We start from the raw sequence: 17,086 nt of genomic DNA, 5'->3' as shown, positions 1-17,086 counted from the left end.
GGAATCACGCCATCAGACGAACAGCTCAGCCGAGCAGCGCGTTACTCTTCCCAGTAAGCATCTGCAAGCAGCTTAAAGCAGATCTTCTTGACCGGCTGTGCGCCATCGCCCGGGAACTCGAGCGTGGGCATGTGAGGCTCGCCGGCAACGAACAGGGCGAACTTGTCGTCGGCCAGATCGCCGGCGATCGAGGCGTCGGAATCGACCAGATCGTAGTCGTCCTTCTCGTCAAACTCCTGGACCAGCGTCAGGCTGCCCGTGGCAACCTTAAAGGCCTCGCGACCCTCGACGTCGATCTGCAGGTCGTGATAGCGCTGATGCGTCTCGTAGTGAGCCTCGGCCTCGGGACGCGTCGTGGGAGCCATGACGTTCGCAAAGACCTTGTCGCCCAGAATCGGATGGCTGCCGACCTCGAGCTCCGCCGGGTCGTTCTCCTTGAGCCAATCGATCAGCACGTCGAGACCCTTGAGCATACCGCGGTATTCCTCGATATCGCCCAGTGCACCGTAAATCATCTAAATCCCCTTTCGGATCGCTTCTTTGGCGGCTACTCGGTAAACGCGTTACCGACGCTGTTGCCGCCCACATACGTCTCGACCAGGGTAAGGTCGGGATTGAACACGACAAAGTCGGCGTCGCGCCCCGGCATAATGCTACCGCACTTGTCGTCCACACGGACAAACAAGGAGCGAGCAATACCGAGGCGCAACCCAAACTCTTACAGCTCGGTTACGACAACACCGTTGTAGACCTCGTCCCAACGGTCCATGACCAAATGGCCGGTCATTGGATCCATGGCATTGAGCTTGCCGCAGGTGTTGGCGGTACGCAGCACCGTCTCGTCGTCTGCACCGGCAGCGATGGCATGCGCAAAGCCGGCGATGGTGGAGTCACCGGAACCCGTGGCGTTAACAGCCGGGATATCGGGCGTCTTGGCGCGGAACGCACGGCCGTTGTGGAAGCCCACGGAACCGGCAGCGCCCATGGACACGACGACCCAGGGGATATCGGAGAAGCGGGCGTCGGAGGCAAGCGCCGCGCGGAGCTCATCCACATCGTCGGTGGTAAAGCTCGTGCCCAGAAGGCCGTTGATCTCGGTCAGGTTAGGCTTGACCAGCTCGGGCTTGACCTCAGACTTGAGGGCGGCCTCGAGCGAAGCACCCGAGGTATCGAGCAGCACCTTGGCGCCGGCGTTCTCGGCAATGCCCGTGATCTTGGCATAGTAGTCCGCCTCGACGCCGCGGGGCAGCGAACCCGAGATGGTGACGACATCGGCTTTGCCCGCAAGCTCGGTAAACTTGGCGGTAAAGGCATCGAGCTCCTCGGGGGCAATCGTCGGGCCGCTCTCGAGCAGCTCGGTCTGGTTGCCGGCGTGGAGGATGTTGAGGCAAATACGGGTCTCGTCCTTGATAGGCACAAAGTCGTTCTTGATGCCGTTGGCATCCATGAGCTCTGCCATGTAGGCGCCCATGTGGCCGCCGAGCAGGCCGGTGGCCACCACGTCGTCGCCCAGCTGGCCCAGGACACGAGCCACGTTGAGGCCCTTGCCGCCGGCGGTCTTTTCGGGCGTTACGCGGTTGACGTCGTCGATGACGAGCTCATCGAGCTGATAGCGCGTATCGACGGACGGGTTCATCGTAACGGTGAGGATCATTTTTAGCTCCTTATCTCGCAGGCTCCTTGTGCCTCGCGATACGAGTCGACAAAACGGAATTACAGGATCTCAATCGTGAACGAACGCACGACGGTCTCCTTGGGCTTGGCGACAAGGCAGCCGCGCTTATGTTCAAGCACGTCATCCTCATCAGAGCAGGTCGAAAGGCCGCCCCAAGGCTCAACCGCCACAAAATCGCCCTCGGGCTTGCTCCACACAATGAGGTACGGGAAGCCCTCAAAGCTCAGGCGAACGCCCTTGTCCTCGCCCTTCTTGGAAAGGGTAACCTGGCGGCTCTCGAGCACGTCAAAGATGGTCTCCGCAAAATCGAAGAGCTCATGTGACAGCGGCAGGGTCTTTCCCACCATGGGGTTCTTAGAGCGGTTGGCCACGTCGATCAAACCGGTCGAGGGAACGGCGGTGCAAAGCTCCGCGGCCTCGTCCTTCTCAAAACGCAGCTCGTAGTCCGTATAGGCCTCACCCTCGTCGAGCGGGCACCTAAAGCCGGGATGTCCGCCAATAAAGAACGGCATGTCTTCGGTGCCCTCGTTGGTCACCTCGTAGGAGACGCGCACGGCAGCGCCCTCGAGCGTATAGCGGGCAACGAGCTTAAACGGATACGGATAATCGCTCAGCAATGCGGCGTTATCCTCCGAAGCCAGGCACATCGCCAGTTCGTTCTCGCTCTGGCTCAGCAGCTTCCACTCCTGCTTGCGCGCAAACCCGTGGCGAGCGAGCTTCACATGATGTCCGGCGAACGTCATGGCATTGCCATCGCGCAGACCACCGCAAATCGGGAAGCAGATCGGCGCCTGGCCGGACCACACGGCAGGATCGCCCTGCCACAGATACTCGCGACCGTCGGCCTCGATTGAGGTGAATGAGCCACCGGCTGTGGAAACCTTAATAGAAATCGAATCGTTGGAAAGAGCGTATTCCATTGCCCATCCTTTCGAACAACTGCTTTTTGCTCGCAAGAACCCGTCTCGGCCCTGACCAAAGGACAAACCCGCACGTTCATCGATGCGTCCGGTATCCCAGCCATGCAACGGGGTACCATACAGACATTGATGCAATTACAGCTGAAAGGCCTTCTTATGCGAACCATCATCCTTTATGCCTCACGCCACCACGGCAATACGAAAAAGCTCGTGGACGCCATCGTCGAGGCACATCCCGAGATCGATACCCTCGACGTCAAGGCGCTCGGTAAAAACGAGTATCCCAACCTGCACGAATACCATCTGATCGGTGTCGCCACGGGCATCTATTACTCCGAGATCGACAAGGACATGGCACGCGTGCTCACTAACGTGCTGCAGCCGCAGGACAAGGTGTTTGGCCTTATGACCTACGGTGGCAAAAACAAGTGGTACGGCAAGGATATCGATGGCATCTGCCGCATGAGGCAGGCCATCTTTATGGGCGTCTACGGCTGTCCCGGCTTTGATACGTGGGGGCCGTTCAAACTCGCCGGCGGTGTCCAAAAGGGACACCCGACCGCTGAGGAAATTAAGGGCGCCGTCGACTTCTTCGACAAGATCGAAGACGAGTATGGCGACATCATCGTCGAAGAGTACGCCAAGCGCGAGAAGCGCCTAGCCTACGAGAAGGAGCATCCTGCGGGAGGCCTGGTGGCCGGCGTCAAGCGCACGGCAAAGAAGATCGCTAACAAGCTGTAACTGTTAAGGTGCTTTTGAGCGTTTAACCCATACGGCGGGTCCGAGCAGATTCGGGCCCGCCGTCTTTTTCTATCGTTACTCGGTAAAGGCGTTGCCGACGCTCTGGCCGCCAACATACGTCTCGACGAGGGTGAGCTCATGGTCGAACACGACAAAGTCGGCGTCGCGACCCGGCATGATGCTGCCGCACTTACCCTCGATGTGCGCGGAGCGTGCCGGCACCTCGGTTGCCATGCGAATGGCGATATCGGCGCTGGCGATGCCCCAGTCGACGATGTTCTTGACGCCCTGGGCAAGCGTGAGCACCGAGCCGGCAATGCTCTTGCCGTCGGCGAGCCAGCACAGGTTGTCCTTCATGATGACGTCCATACCACCACTGGTGTAGCTGCCCTCGGGCATGCCACCGCAACCCAGGCAGTCGGTGATGAGCACCGTGTGCTGCCAGCCCTTTGCCTGCAGCAGCGCCTTGATGGCGGCAGGGTTTACGTGCTTGCCGTCACAGATGATCTCGGCGTAGGTCTCGGGCGTGGACATGGCAGCACCCACGACACCGGGCTCGCGGTGATGCAGTCCGCGCTGGCCGTTATAGGTATGCGTAAAGCAGCTGGCACCGGCGTTGATGGCGGCGATGCACTCATCATAGGTGGCGTCGGAGTGACCGATGCTGGTCACCACGCCCTTCGCATTGAGGGCGGCAGCATAGGCGGCAGCTCCGTCGCGCTCGGCCGCCATGGCGCTCTTAACGATGCGACCACCCGCAGCCTCCTGCCACTGATCGAAGACCTCCTCGGAGGGATCGATAAGATAAGCGGGGTTCTGCGCGCCCACGTGCTTCATGGTAAAGAAGGGGCCCTCCAGGTAGATGCCCTGAATGCGAGCACCGCAGAAGTCGGGGCCGCGGCCCTCGTCCGCCTTGGCGATAGCGGCGCAGGCGTCCTTGATCTGCTCGACGCCATCGGTGAACGTCGTGGGCAGCCAGCTGGTGGTACCGCGACGGGCGAGCTCGGTTGAGCTGATATCGATGCCCTCGGGATCGTTATCGGTAGTTGAGTGGTTGTAGAAGCCATGGATGTGAGTATCGACCATACCCGGTGCGATCCACGATCCCGTGTAGTCCTTAATCTCGCAAGAGGGCTCGTCGGCCTGCCAGGCGCCAAAGACGCCGTCCTCGACCATAAGATAGCCGCCCAGTTGCGGGCCTGCCGGCAAGAAGAACTTGTCAGCCTTAATTGCGTATGTGCTCATATGCACTCCTTGCTTCTTGAAGCAGTTGACCGTGGTGATACTTATACCCGGTCCATGTAAAAACAAAAAGCGCCCGCCCGCCGTTATGAGCGGACGGGCGCCCTTACAGGGGGACGCGATTAAGCGGTGAAGGGGTGAATCGTCACGCCCTTAACCACGCGGTTGACCGTGCCGGTGGGGCTCGGCGTATCGGGCGTGTTGCCCACGCGCACGGAGTTGAGCAGGCTGATAGCCTGGGCAAACATCACGAACGGCAGAGCAAGGTAGCCCTCGGGAAGTGCCTCGTAGCCCTTAAAGGTGAAGGACTCACCCTCATAGACGGTGGCACCTTCCTGCTGAACGGCGATGGTGTGCTGAGCGATCTCGTCGCCACCGATCTCGTTGAGGATGTCGATGTCGTACTGACGGGTGTAGGCGTCGTTGTTGACGAACACGAAGACGAGCGTCTTATCGTCGACGAAGGACTTAGGTCCGTGACGATAGCCCATGGAGGTGTCGTAGGAAGTAGCGACCAGACCGTGAGCGAGCTCGAGGATCTTGAGCTGGCTCTCCTGGGCAAGGCCACCGAAGGAGCCAGAACCCAAGTAGGTCACGCGGTTGAAGTCGCCAGCCAGGTAATCGGCGATCTCGGGCTCACGGGAGATGACCTCCTCGCCCATCTTGGCGATGGTCTCGACCCACTCGGCCTTCTGCTCGTCAGAGGCAGTGTCGAAAATAAGGGTGGAGAGCAGGGTCATGCAGGAATAAGAACCGGTCATGGCGAAGCCCTTGTCGTTGGCGCGCGGAATGAGCAGCGTCAGCGCGTTGGGATCATCGGCAGACTCGACGGCGAGCTTGCCCTCGGGAGCGCAGGTGATGTTGAGGAACTTGACGTTGTGGACGAGCTCCTTGGCAACGGCAACGGCGGCAAGGCTCTCGGGGCTGTTGCCAGAGCGGGCAAAGGAAACCACGAGCGTGGGATCCTCGGCGCGCAGGAAGTCGCGCGGGGCGCTCACGATGTCGGTCGTGGCGATGGGCTTAAAGTCGTAGAGATCAGTGTTGCCAGCGTGACGCAGGTACGGGGCGCAGGTATCGCCAACATAGTCGGACGTACCGGCACCGGTGAAGACAACGGACAGACGGCCCTCGCCCATAGCGCGAGCCTCGGCCAGGAAGGCCTCGATGGCCTCCTTGTTCTCGCGATAGATGTTGAGCGTATCACGCCAAAGCTCGGGCTGCTGAGCAATCTCGGCCGTGGTAATCTGGGCGCCGAGCTCGGTGAGCTCCTCGACACTCTTCTCGAACATTTTTAATACCTCTCTCTAGAAGTAATCCTCTGACGTGCAATTATACACTTCAGTTGGTTATCTGGTAGTAACCAGTTAAATGCAAAGAATCATCATATGGAGACGATGCGGACACTAATCGCTACGCTGGTGGTAAACCTTGTATTTAAACTGATCGGCACGAGCAACCGAGAGCGTATACTCCACAACCTCGTTTGACTCGTTATACGTAGTCCTGACCAAATCGAGCACAGGCGAGCCCTCGACAATTCCCAAAAGGTGGGCATCGGTAGGACGGGCTATGCTCGCATAGAACTCCTCTTCGGCCACGCGAATCTTTTGCTGAAAGTCCTGCTCAATCACATCGTAAAGCGGCTTACGCTCCAGCAGCGGTCGCTTTAGGGACAGAAATTGACGAACCGGTAGATAGCTGCGTTCGACCATCATGGGCATGTTGTCGGCAGAACGAAGACGCTTGAGCTTAAAAATGCGATCACCGATACGCAATCCCATATGCTCGGCCAGATTCTTATCGGCCTCCATCTCGCAAAACTCGAGAATCGTGGTCTCGGGGTCGCGACCCATCGCGCGCATCTGCTCGGTAAAGCTGTAGGACTGCATAAGATTGGTTGCCTTTGCCGAACGGTCGGTCACAAAGGTGCCGCGACCGTGCTGCCGAACCACCAGTCCTAAACGCTCCAACTCCTGCAAAGCAAGGCGCACCGTGGTGCGCGAGAGACCATAGCGCTCCGAAAGTTCGCGCTCGGAAGGAATCATGTCACCGGCATGATATTCATGGTCAATCTTTTCGGTCAGAATATCGACCAGCTGATCGTAAAGGGGCTGTTTGCGCGCTCCGATTGCCATCCTATCCTCCCTTTTGCTCGAATTCGGCTAACTACCTAGGGTGTTTAGCATTATCTGTCCGCCACACCCGAATCATCAAGAAAACAAAAGCCGCGCGCTCTTTCGAGCACGCGGCTTTTAACATACACATGGCTTAAGGGGTCGGGGTGTGAGCCGCGTAGGGACACACCCCTCAAGCTAGAGCCTTACCAGATGCTCGGCCAGAGACCAAGCGGGCCAGCGCCCAGGATGCCAAGGACGAAGAGCAGGAGAATGCCCTTGGTCGGGGTCCAGCTGTGCTTAGCGAACATGTAGTAAAGCAGCAGCGTAAGCATAAGCGGGACGAGCTTCGGGACGATGGTGTTGAGGGTGTCGGCAACAGAGAAGTTGACCGGATCCTCGGTGACGGTGCCGTAGGTAACGGACTCCATGCCGTTGCCCAGATCGGTGACGCCGCACTCGACAGCGTTGCCGTCGGCATCGGTGGCGGTGAGGGCGTTGCCGTCCTCATCGGTCATAGCCATGGTACCGGCCTCAGCGGTCTCGGTATCGATGCCCTCCATACCGGTGAAGTTCTCGGCCTCCTTCTCGGAGACGATCACGGTATTGGCGGAGAGGCCACGGGTGGTGCCGTTGGGGATCTGGAGGTTGATCTGGGTGCCACCCATGGTGACGACCAGGCAACCGACGACGAAGACGCCCATGATGGAAGCGGCACGCGTGAAGGCCTGCATGTTAGCAGTCAGAGCGTCAATAGCGCTGGTGCCGAGCTTGTAGGACCAATTCATGAGCCAGAAGCGCAGAGCGAACTGGACGACGTTGAAGATCACCAGGAAGATGATCGGCGCAGCGGCGTTGCCGTTGATGGCCATGTTGGAGGTGATGCCGGCCGTGATAGGCACGAGCGTCAGCCAGAACAGGGCGTCACCGATACCACCGAGCGGGCCCATTGCGGCGACGCGGACGGCGCGGATCGTGGGGATGTCAACCTTGTTCTGCTCGAGCGAAAGCACGATACCCATAACAAAGGTGACGAGGAACGGGTGGGTGTTGAAGAACTCCAGGTTGTGGCTCATGGAAGCCGCGAGGTCGTTCTTGTTGGTGTGGATCTTCTCCAGACCGGGGATGATGGAGTAGAGCCAGCCAGCGGCCTGCATACGCTCGTAGTTGAACGAGGCCTGCAGGAAGCAGGAGCGCCAAGCCATCTTGTTGAGGGTCTTCTGGTCGAGCTGCGGAGCAGGAGTGAGATCCTCGTAGTGCTCCGGGATCACATACTCATTAGATGCCATCTTCGAAGTCACCTCCGTCAGAAACAGCTGCACCCTTCAGCTCGGTCTGCTGCTGGAAGTCCCAGAAAGCGATGCCGAAGCCGATGAGAGCGAGGATGAGCAGAGCAGGGGTTGCCAGCGAATCGTTGGCAACGGTGATGAGCGCGAGGCCAAAGCCCATGAGGAAGAAGCCCCACATATCGCGGTTCATCATAACCTTGAGCAGGACGGCGAAGCCGACGAAGCGCATCATGCCGCCTGCAGCGGACAGACCGGTCTGCAGCCAAGTCGGGATGGCAGAAGCGATGGTCTGACCGATGGTAGCGCCAGCGATGAAGAACAGGGTGACGACGACAGCGAAGATCAGGCCAAGCAGAGCCATGGCGAAGTAGTTCAGGCGCTCGATGCCCTTGGTGTCCGCGTTGTGAGCCATGTTATCGGCCGTGGACATAAGCGGGGACATAAGCGTGAAGACCAGGGTAACGCCAAGCTGGCCAAGCAGAGCGAACGGAATGGCGAGGCCGACTGCCGCGTTGGGCTCGAGGCCCGTGGCGATAGCGAGAATGGCTGCCATGATGCCGCCGATGACGGCGTTAGGCGGCTGAGCGCCTCCGATCGGCATGTTGCCGATCGTCATGAGCTGATAGGTACCACCCACGAGAAGACCGGTGTTGAGGTCGCCAAGGATAAGACCGATGACGGCGCCGGTGACGATGGGCTGATAGAGAGACTCGAGGAAGTCAAACTGGTCGATTGCCGCGATGAACGTGACGACGAAGACCAGAGCGATCTGGATGATCGAGTATTCCATCTTGCTCCTCCTTTCAAAATGAATGTACGCACTTTGGATATCACGTACAGAACGTCAGGGTTTCACTCCTGACAACGTGGATCACGAGGATTACGAGAAGAGCTTGCTCGTGTCCTCAACAGGCGTGCTCGGAACGCGCCTGATCTCCAACTCCACCCCCAATTCCTGCAGCTCTTTAAACGCAGCGACATCCTCGTCGTTAACTGCGACGGAGGTGGCGACTTGGCGCTTTCCTTCCGACATGTGCATGTTGCCGATGTTTACCTTCTTTATAGGCACACCGCCCTTGACGAGCGTAAGCACGTCTTCCGGTGTTTCGGCCACGATGAAGATCTTCTGGCGCGGGCTCGCCTTGCCAATGACGTCGATGGTCTTCTGCAGGGAGAAGAAACGCGTAGCGACGCCGGCGGGAGCGGCCATCTTCATGAGGTTCTGGCGCATGGTGTTGGACGCCACGTCGTCGTTGGCGACGAGGATGAGGTTGGAGCCCAGAGTGGAGTTCCACTGGGTGGCAACCTGACCATGAACCAGTCGGTTATCGATGCGGGTAAGAAGAATGTTGGGTTCTGCCATGTTGATCAGCTTCCTTTCGATATTTGCTGACGACAGTTACTTGATCTCCTGAATCGCGTAACGCGAAACATCTACGACGGCTCCGGATCGGACTTTGATCTGGACCTTCTCGCCTTCGATGCCTTTGACGGTTCCGTAGATACCGCCGGCGAAAAGAACCTCCTGACCCGGCTTGAGCTCGGTGTGCAGCTCCTTGAAGTACTTCTGCTTCTTCTTCATGTTGATTTGCGACCAGATGGTGTAAATCAAGCCCATGATGACAAGCAGGCCTAAAAGGGCGACCGAGGAGCTCAGGACGCTGGCTCCGAAATCGGCCATTAGATGCCGTCCTCGTCGCCGAAGATATCCTCTTCCTCGGAGCCGGCAACGGATGCGACCGTCTGGGCGGTGACGCCCGTCTGGCCAACGGTCACGGCCTGCTCGCCAAGCTCGGCGAGCGTGGCATTGCCGCGGAGGAACAGAAGCTCAATAACCATGGGAAGGTTGGTGCCAGTCAGAACCTCGACGTTGTCGACATCCTGGGCAATCATCATCGACTGGTTGAACGGGGTGCCGCCAAGCAGGTCGGTAAAGACGAGCACGCCATCGCACTCCTCGCGCATGGCGGTAATAGCGGCGCGGAGATCCTCACCGTAGGATGCGGCCTGGTCGCCCTCAAAAGGAACGACGGTAAAAGCAGGCTGGTCGCCGGCGACCATAGCGATAGCGCTTGCAAGGCCGGGTGCGAACTGTCCATGACCGGTAAGAATAAAGCCAACCATTCAAATTTCCCTTCCGAAGGTGTGTACAATCTGAGTCCGATGATTTTCGGAAGCCAGCGGGCACTCGCCCTTAAAGCTTCTTAGAAAGCGTTCTTTGAAGACCATTGGTTTCTAAACTGGTAGTAACCACGTGACGTGTTGTTGTCACTATATCACCCCAGAAGAGGTCGCTTTCGTTGATTCATACGGTAAAACGTTTTTGCACCGCTCACGGTGATAAATCGACCGTTTACCGGTCGTTAACACTTCTACCTGCGGTTTTGAAACCGTTTCGAAATGCTTTGGCAAAAAATCGGATCTTTTCCTGTGTCTAAACAACACAGGGCGGCTAAAAATAGCGTGTAGAAAAATTGCAGGTCATTGTGAAGATATGTGAATTGGTCTTTTTGACTTAATACCAGTTAGAACCAGTTTTGAGATTATCGGTGAACGGTAGTTTTCGACCGTTCACCGGTCACTTGCAATCGTTTGCAGTTGTTTTCCCAGATGAATTAGGGGAACCCGATGGAGCGCTTGTGCGGGCGCGAGGCCTATCCTATTGATTTCGGCAACAAAAAGCCCGCTAGAACGTTGTCCGTTCTAGCGGGCTCAATCAGGTAGATCGGTTAGCGCGCAGTAGTGCAGGCAAACCTTACGCAAACAGGCCGTAGATGCTGATGTTGGCCTTGGCGTAGAGGCCGTTAGCATACTCGGTCCACTTGGAGCTAGCGCTCGAAGCCTGCGAGGAATACTGCTGGTAGGCGGTGTAATAGGCGGTCATGGCCTGCTTATAGGTAGCGCTATCGGCCGTAAAGGCATCGTCGGCGAAGGCCTTAGCGTAGGTGCTATCGGCGTCCTTCCAGGTGCCCTTTTCGCTATCCCACTCGTCGCCGGCAAGTTTGATGATGTAGTCGGCGTAATCCTTGCTCGCGGTATCCTCGTTGCCGTCAGAAGGCTCGGTCGGAGCGGTCGGCATGCTTGCGGAGCTGTCGCCGACCTTCTTCTTGTAGAGCTTCTGCAGCGTCGCGGACTGGCGGACGATCTGCTTGGCCTGGTCCTTGGACACGCCATACTGCGTGGCCATGGTCTTGTAGTCCGAAGTGCCGATGGAATCCTCGGCGTACTTCTTCATCTCCTTGGAAGAGACGGTAATGCCCTCGTCCTCGGCGGCGTCGAGCAGGATTTTGTTACGCACGTAGGAAAGGATGACATCGGCGGAAGGGGCAGTGTAGTTGCCATCGCTATCCTTGACGGTATCGAGGCTGTACTGGCTCTCGATGGCCTCGCGCGCGGTGATATCGCTCTTCTTGCCGTTGTAGCTATAGCTTGCCACGGTCGAGTCGAGCTGGTCCTCGGTCAGGGTCGACGAGCCAATGCCCTTGCCGCCAAAGCCACCGTTGCCGATAAAGAAGCCGACCACGGCAGCAATCACGACGGCAACCACAAAGGCGGCGATCATCGTCTTCTTGTGCTTGGATGCGTGGTCGTCCTCGTCGGAACCCAGGATATCGTCGTCCTCGTCCTGTGCCTCGGGCATGAGGTTCTCGTCAGCGGCATCCGCGGCAATCTGAGCCTCCAGTCGGGCGTCCTCCTCCTCGGCCGTCGTACCGGCAGCAATGTGCTCGGCAGACGTACCGGTGACCAGGTCGATCTTCTCGTCCTCATCACCGTCGGGGCCTTCGCCGCGCTCGATGATCTGAATGCCGTCGATCTCGTCCTTCTCGTCCTTCTTTTGAATCAGACCCATATCGGTTACTCCTTGTTAGGAAACATAGTCTTCAATAGAATACGCCCGACAGAGCGCCGGGCGTATTGATTCTTAGGTTATACGCAAACACTTAAGTACTATTTAGGCGTTTGCAGCGTGCATGCCTTAGGCCAGGTGCGCGATAACGGCATCGGCAAAGGCCTGCGTGCCCACGGCGCCCTCGACGGAGCCGGTCTGGGCACGACGCACGTCACCGGTAACCTGCTCGCCCTCGTCGAGCGTGGCAGACACCGCAGCGCGGATACGATTGGCCGCATCGTTCTCGCCCAGGTGGTCGAGCATCATCGCAGCGGACAGAATCTCGGCCGTGGGGTTGGCAATATCCTGGCCAGCGATATCGGGCGCGGAGCCATGCGTAGCCTCAAAGATTGCGCAGTCGGCACCGATGTTGGAGCCGGGGGCCATGCCCAGACCGCCCACCAGGCCGGCGCACAGGTCGCTCACGATGTCGCCGTACAGGTTGGGCAGCACCAGGACATCGAAGTCGTTGGGGTTCTGGACCAGGCCCATGCAGGTGGCGTCGACGATCTTGTCGTTGAACTCGATATCGGAATAGTTGGCGGCCACCTCGCGCGCCACGCGCAGGAACAGGCCGTCGGTCGCCTTCATGATGTTGGCCTTGTGCACGGCCGTCACCTTTTTGCGGCCGCAGCGGCGGGCATACTCAAAGGCATACTCCACAATGCGGCGGCTCTTGGCGATGGAAATCGGCTTAATTGAAATGGCGGAATCAGCGGCGAAGGTCTTCTGGCCCGAGCGCTCGACGAGCTGCGAGAGCTCCTCGACCTCGGCAGCGCCCTCATCGAACTCGATGCCGGCGTAGAGGTCCTCGGTGTTCTCGCGCACGATAACCAGGTCGACACCGCGGAAACGAGAGCCGTCGCCCGGCTGCGACAGGCAAGGGCGCACGCAGGCGTACAGGTCAAAGTGCTTGCGCAGGGCCACGTTGACGCTGCGGAAACCCGTGCCGACCGGCGTGGTGATGGGGCCCTTGATGGCAACCTTGGTCTCGGCGACCGCATCGAGCACGTGCTGGGGCAGCGGCGTGCCAAACTCGTCCATGACGCCGGCACCGGCCTCCTGGACGTTCCAATTGATCTGGACACCGGCAGCCTCGACCACGCGGCGCATGGCCTGCGTAATCTCGGGACCGATACCGTCACCGGGAATCAGGACTACATCGTGCGCCATAATCTGTTACTCCTCGTCTTCGGCGTCATCAGATTTTTTAACGCTAGCACGCTTCTTCTTTTTGGAGAGATCCAGGCCAAAACGTTTAACAAGCATTTCGCAAATCTCGCTCGAACGGGCCTTGAGATAGCTGCCCTTGCCGTTCTCGGCATCGAACTTAAGGCGCAGCGCGAGCTTCTCGGCAACCTCGGCGTCGATCTCGCCCTGGCAAAACTCGTACAGGCAACCGAGCATGTCGCGATACTCGAGGTCGCCGTGGTAGCACTGGATGGCCTCGTCCAGGATGGGCCAAGCCTCGCGCGAACGCTCGACGCTCGTGGCACCCCACACGCACAGCAGGCGGAAGGCGGCATAGCGCAGCGTGGAGGAGATCTCGTCGAACAGCGCAGTCTCGGCGCCCTCAAAGGCATCGCCCAGCTGCTCGGGGCAGGTGGTAGCGAGCGCCGTCAGGGCATCGAGGGCCTCCCAGCGGGTCTGCGCCTCGGGGCGGTCGAGCGCCTCGATCAGCGCGGGCACGCAGGGCACGGCGCGCTGCGGATCGCGCTCGGCAAGCAGGTGCAGCACGCGGGCGGCAAACTGGCGGATGCGGCGCGTGGGGCAGCCGAGCTCCTTGACCAGACGGTCGACGGCGTTCTCGTTCTCCTCTGCCAGCTGAAGCTGTGCCAGCTCCTCGTCGGTGAGCTGTTCGTCTTTGTTTTCTGCCATAGTTACCTCTTCTTACTATTTCTTAGCGTGCTTGCCAGCACCCTTGCTGTCATCGGTGACCGAGATGAGCTGTCGGTCGGCCGCGCCATTGCGACGCGCACGGCGGCGTTCCTCAGCGTCGCCCGCGTCGGCGGCGGCGCGATGAGCCTTGTTGACGTTAAAGACCTCGTCGTGCTTGCGCCACGGACCGACGGACTCGCCAAAGCTCATCTTAAGACCGGCGATAAAGCCGCCGAGCCAGCCGATCGGCGCAAACTGCACCAGCGGGAACAGCGAGAACACCCAGGTCAGTAGGACGACTGCCGCCGCTCCTGCAAAATTGGCAATCCAGTAGTCGCGCTTGGTGATCACGCGCTTTTCGCACGCCCACTGGCCGCACAAAAAGCCAATGTAGATCGCAAAGAGAAAGAGCACCAGCGCTAGTACCACGAACGTCCAGCTCATGGGCGCTACTCCCCGTGATGGTGGCCGCAGCAGCACTCATGGCCGTCGTCATGGCCGTGGCCGCCGCAGCACTCGTGGTCCTCGCCATGGTGGTGGCCACAACCGCACTCATGGTCGTCGCCGTGCTCGCCGCAACCGCAGCCGTCCTCGTGAGCGCCATGCTCCTCGGGACGATACTGCGACCAGTCCAGACCGGCGGCGATGGCGTCGGCCTCCTCCTTATAGAGGACCGTGATGGCCTGGGTGCCCAGCTTGGCACCACCGATGGCGTCGAGCATGTCGTAGAGCGTAAAGGCCACGTCGGCGCCGGGCAGCGCAAGCTCGCGGTCGTCGGCATAGGCGAGTGCCAAGCGCAGGTCCTTAATGAAGTGCTCAACCATAAAGCCGGGCTTGTAGTCGCCGTCGAGCGCCTTGGGCGCCAGGCTCTCCATGGCGCCGGACTTGCCGGTACCGCCCAGGATCATCTGGCGGGTCTTCTCCAGGTCAAGGCCGCTCAGCTCGGCAAATGCCATGGCGTCTGCCATGCCGACCATGCAGGCGCCCAGCGACACCTGGTTGGCGAGTTTGGCAGCCTGGCCCTTACCGGCGCCATCGAAGCAGCAGATGTTGGCCGCAAAGGTGGCAAGGATGTCGCGGACCGGCGCGATGTCGTTCTCGGTAGCACCCACGATAGCCGTGAGCGTACCGGCGATAGCGCCCGACTCGCCGCCGGTGACGGGGCAGTCAAACGCCATGCGGCCAGAAACCTGGGCGGCCTCGGCAATGTCACGGGCGAGCTCGGGCGAGCTCGTGGTGAGGTCGATCAAGACCGCGCCCGGCTTGGTGCACGCGAGCAGGCCGTCGCCCGCCAGGTAGAGCTCCTCGACCTCGGAGGGATAGCCCACCATGGTAAAGACGACGTCGGCGTTCGCCGCGGCATCGGCCGGCGTATCGGCCCAGGCGGCACCGCGCTCGATAAGCGCGGCGGCCTTGGACTTGGTGCGGTTGTTGACCGTGACGGGATAGCCGGCATCCAGGATGTGGCCGGCGATAGGAGCACCCATGATTCCGGTGCCGATAAATGCGACGGAGAGCTTATTTGCCATGAAACCTTTCCTTTTGGGTTGGGTGTTGTTACCAGGGTGAATACTCAGTGCCAGCGCTTGGGCTGCGGGACGCCTGTGATCGTGGCGCCTACCTACTCACCGCGCACACGGCGCGCGATGCGGTCGGAAAACGAGGCTTTCTCGGCACGATTCTTGCCCCAAAACGCGCAGGCCACCATGCCGGGGCCCACGTGCGAGCCGATGGTAGGACCCACGGAGCCGCGGATGATGGTGACGTCGGCGCAGCCTTCCTCCTTGCGGATGGCGGCCTCGAGCCAATCACCGTCCTTCTCGGCATCGGCCGTCATGATGGCGATGGGCATGGTGCGATCGGGCACGTAGTTCTCGCGGAACGACTTGAGGATGGACTTGAGCGCCTTCTTGCGGCCGCGGTTGACGCCGATCAGCGACAGCGAGCCGGCCAGGTCGTAGGACAGCTCGGGTTTGACGTCGAGCTTTGCCGTGAGCTGTGCCGCCGCGGGCGGAATGCGGCCGCCGGCAGCCAGCGCGTCAAAGCTCTCGAGCGTAAAGTAGCCGTGGACATAGGTCTTTGCCTCGTTTGCCCAATCGACCAGCTGCTTGGCGGTCAGTCCCGCCGAACGCTGGCGCACGGCCTCGAGCGCCAAGAGCGCGCCGGTCGCGCAGGGCAGAGCATTGTCGACCACGTAGAGCTCAAAGTTAGGATACTCGGCGCGCACGGCATCTGCCGCCTGGCACGCGGAGTTGTAGCTCGACGACAGCGCCGAGGTAAAGCACAGGTAGACCGTGGGCGTGCCCTCTTTGGCGCACTCGGTAAAGAACTCGATATAGCGACCGAGCGACACGGCCGAGGTAGACACGCGAGCGCCGGCGCGCATGCGGTCGTAGAACTCCTTGGGTGTGATGCTCGACCAGATGTCATCCGTGCGCTCCTCGCCATCGATAATGAAGGGGAAGCCCAAGATATCGACATCGAGGTTCGCGGCGACCTCGGGGCTAAAGTCGCAGCAGGTATCGACGACGATGCGGCAACGGTCCGAATGGCCGGTAGATGCAGCCTTGTCCATCAAAGCGACTCCTTACGTAAAAAGGCGGCCATCCGCATGGGATGGCCGCCGGCCGTTAACTCATGCAAGTTAACGTATTTTACTCGTCAAGTGTTTCGATGCGGGGCTTGATGATGCCATATCCACCATTCTTACGGTGATACACCACATTGATAAGGCCAGTCGTCGCGTTCTCGAACACGTAGAAGTCGTGGCCCAGCAGATCGGTCTGCACCAGCGCCTGCTCCTCAGTCATCGGGGTGACATCGATGACCTTCTCGCGGACGAGCAGGTCGTCCTCCTCCTCGGGCAGCAGCAGGTCGGCCAGATCCTCGACGCGCTCGACCGGTGCGACATCCGCCGCGCTGGCACCGCCCTGGCGGTTGTCCACGACCTTGGTCTTGAACTTGCGCAGCTGGCGGGTGACCTTATCGGCGGAGAGGTCGATGGCGGCGTACATATCTGCACCGTGCTCGGCAACGCGAATCACCGAACCGCGGGCACGAACCGTAACCTCGACGATTGCCGGGTTGGGGTTCGAGGGGTTCTTCTCATAGCGAAGTACAACGTCGACCGTCATGGGCTCGATATCGAAAACCTTGAGCGCCTCGCCGATCTTCTCATCCACATGCGCACGCAGAGCATCGGTTACCGTCGTCTTGCGTCCAGAAACCTTGATATCCATACGTGGCTCCAATCTGCCTCGGGGACTTACTGTACTGGCTATGTACCCATTGCCGTGCATTTAATCACGCGAATTCCCAAAGACCCGAATAACGATTGC

Annotated in this window: 20 protein-coding genes; 1 reads left to right on the top strand and 19 read right to left on the bottom strand. The window is 59.7% G+C overall.

Annotated features, from left to right (window positions below):
• Window positions 1-41 precede the first annotated feature (41 nt).
• From AB5Z20_RS03400 to AB5Z20_RS03385, 4 genes are read right to left on the bottom strand one after another with little or no spacing between them, the layout of a single operon-like run.
• A complete protein-coding gene (locus AB5Z20_RS03400) occupies window positions 42-515 on the bottom strand; it encodes a YhcH/YjgK/YiaL family protein (RefSeq protein WP_368156233.1) in 474 nt (157 codons plus the stop codon).
• A gap of 32 nt (window positions 516-547) precedes the next feature.
• Window positions 548-709 (bottom strand): hypothetical protein, encoded by a 162-nt coding sequence (locus AB5Z20_RS03395; protein ID WP_368156232.1) that lies wholly within the window; start codon window positions 707-709, stop codon window positions 548-550.
• 9 nt (window positions 710-718) lie between these two features.
• On the bottom strand, window positions 719-1,654 hold the full coding sequence (locus AB5Z20_RS03390) for a hexose kinase (protein WP_368156230.1): 936 nt from the start codon (window positions 1,652-1,654) through the stop codon (window positions 719-721).
• Window positions 1,655-1,713: 59 nt separating this feature from the next.
• On the bottom strand, window positions 1,714-2,595 hold the full coding sequence (locus tag AB5Z20_RS03385) for an aldose 1-epimerase family protein (protein WP_368156229.1): 882 nt from the start codon (window positions 2,593-2,595) through the stop codon (window positions 1,714-1,716).
• A gap of 156 nt (window positions 2,596-2,751) precedes the next feature.
• On the opposite strand from AB5Z20_RS03385, the gene AB5Z20_RS03380 reads away from it, so the two are divergent.
• Window positions 2,752-3,336 carry a flavodoxin domain-containing protein gene (locus tag AB5Z20_RS03380; protein ID WP_233543636.1) on the top strand — a complete coding sequence of 195 codons (585 nt, stop codon included), beginning with the start codon at window positions 2,752-2,754 and terminating at the stop codon, window positions 3,334-3,336.
• A gap of 75 nt (window positions 3,337-3,411) precedes the next feature.
• Here AB5Z20_RS03380 and nagA read toward each other — a convergent pair whose 3' ends face one another.
• The 15 genes from nagA to hpf form a co-directional block, all read right to left on the bottom strand.
• Window positions 3,412-4,581: an N-acetylglucosamine-6-phosphate deacetylase gene (gene nagA, locus AB5Z20_RS03375; RefSeq protein ID WP_368156228.1), complete on the bottom strand. Its 1,170-nt coding sequence runs from the start codon at window positions 4,579-4,581 to the stop codon at window positions 3,412-3,414.
• Window positions 4,582-4,700: 119 nt separating this feature from the next.
• Window positions 4,701-5,867: an SIS domain-containing protein gene (agaS, locus tag AB5Z20_RS03370; protein WP_035137674.1), complete on the bottom strand. Its 1,167-nt coding sequence runs from the start codon at window positions 5,865-5,867 to the stop codon at window positions 4,701-4,703.
• 114 nt (window positions 5,868-5,981) lie between these two features.
• Window positions 5,982-6,713: a GntR family transcriptional regulator gene (locus AB5Z20_RS03365; RefSeq protein ID WP_368156227.1), complete on the bottom strand. Its 732-nt coding sequence runs from the start codon at window positions 6,711-6,713 to the stop codon at window positions 5,982-5,984.
• Window positions 6,714-6,898: 185 nt separating this feature from the next.
• Window positions 6,899-7,981: a PTS system mannose/fructose/sorbose family transporter subunit IID gene (locus AB5Z20_RS03360; protein WP_271758725.1), complete on the bottom strand. Its 1,083-nt coding sequence runs from the start codon at window positions 7,979-7,981 to the stop codon at window positions 6,899-6,901.
• A complete protein-coding gene (locus AB5Z20_RS03355) occupies window positions 7,971-8,771 on the bottom strand; it encodes a PTS mannose/fructose/sorbose/N-acetylgalactosamine transporter subunit IIC (protein WP_022094610.1) in 801 nt (266 codons plus the stop codon). The genes AB5Z20_RS03360 and AB5Z20_RS03355 overlap by 11 nt, the downstream gene beginning before the upstream one ends.
• A 90-nt stretch (window positions 8,772-8,861) precedes the next feature.
• Window positions 8,862-9,344 (bottom strand): PTS N-acetylgalactosamine transporter subunit IIB, encoded by a 483-nt coding sequence (agaV, locus tag AB5Z20_RS03350; protein WP_022094611.1) that lies wholly within the window; start codon window positions 9,342-9,344, stop codon window positions 8,862-8,864.
• A gap of 36 nt (window positions 9,345-9,380) precedes the next feature.
• Window positions 9,381-9,662 carry a preprotein translocase subunit YajC gene (gene yajC, locus AB5Z20_RS03345; protein WP_117583566.1) on the bottom strand — a complete coding sequence of 94 codons (282 nt, stop codon included), beginning with the start codon at window positions 9,660-9,662 and terminating at the stop codon, window positions 9,381-9,383.
• The gene (locus tag AB5Z20_RS03340; protein WP_035137680.1) at window positions 9,662-10,105 is read right to left on the bottom strand and encodes a PTS sugar transporter subunit IIA; all 444 of its coding nucleotides are present in this window, start codon (window positions 10,103-10,105) and stop codon (window positions 9,662-9,664) included. The genes yajC and AB5Z20_RS03340 overlap by 1 nt, the downstream gene beginning before the upstream one ends.
• A 631-nt stretch (window positions 10,106-10,736) precedes the next feature.
• Window positions 10,737-11,831 carry a hypothetical protein gene (locus AB5Z20_RS03335; RefSeq protein WP_368156225.1) on the bottom strand — a complete coding sequence of 365 codons (1,095 nt, stop codon included), beginning with the start codon at window positions 11,829-11,831 and terminating at the stop codon, window positions 10,737-10,739.
• A 126-nt stretch (window positions 11,832-11,957) separates the two neighbouring features.
• On the bottom strand, window positions 11,958-13,043 hold the full coding sequence (locus AB5Z20_RS03330) for an isocitrate/isopropylmalate dehydrogenase family protein (RefSeq protein WP_368156224.1): 1,086 nt from the start codon (window positions 13,041-13,043) through the stop codon (window positions 11,958-11,960).
• Window positions 13,044-13,049: 6 nt separating this feature from the next.
• Complete coding sequence (locus tag AB5Z20_RS03325; protein WP_368156222.1) at window positions 13,050-13,748, bottom strand: HEAT repeat domain-containing protein; 699 nt, start codon at window positions 13,746-13,748, stop codon at window positions 13,050-13,052.
• A gap of 15 nt (window positions 13,749-13,763) precedes the next feature.
• Complete coding sequence (locus tag AB5Z20_RS03320) at window positions 13,764-14,192, bottom strand: hypothetical protein (protein ID WP_055310425.1); 429 nt, start codon at window positions 14,190-14,192, stop codon at window positions 13,764-13,766.
• A gap of 5 nt (window positions 14,193-14,197) precedes the next feature.
• Entirely contained in the window at window positions 14,198-15,277 is a 1,080-nt protein-coding gene (locus AB5Z20_RS03315; protein ID WP_368130792.1) for an NAD(P)-dependent oxidoreductase, read from the bottom strand.
• Between the two features lie 92 nt (window positions 15,278-15,369).
• Window positions 15,370-16,323: a DegV family protein gene (locus AB5Z20_RS03310; protein WP_368130793.1), complete on the bottom strand. Its 954-nt coding sequence runs from the start codon at window positions 16,321-16,323 to the stop codon at window positions 15,370-15,372.
• 79 nt (window positions 16,324-16,402) lie between these two features.
• The gene (hpf, locus tag AB5Z20_RS03305) at window positions 16,403-16,987 is read right to left on the bottom strand and encodes a ribosome hibernation-promoting factor, HPF/YfiA family (RefSeq protein WP_035137685.1); all 585 of its coding nucleotides are present in this window, start codon (window positions 16,985-16,987) and stop codon (window positions 16,403-16,405) included.
• Window positions 16,988-17,086 lie beyond the last annotated feature (99 nt).

Origin of the sequence: Collinsella aerofaciens, assembly GCF_040910245.1 — a bacterium.
Lineage (GTDB): Bacteria > Actinomycetota > Coriobacteriia > Coriobacteriales > Coriobacteriaceae > Collinsella.
Note: the sequence above shows the minus strand (reverse complement) of the source record. Positions and strands in the feature narration are given on the sequence as shown.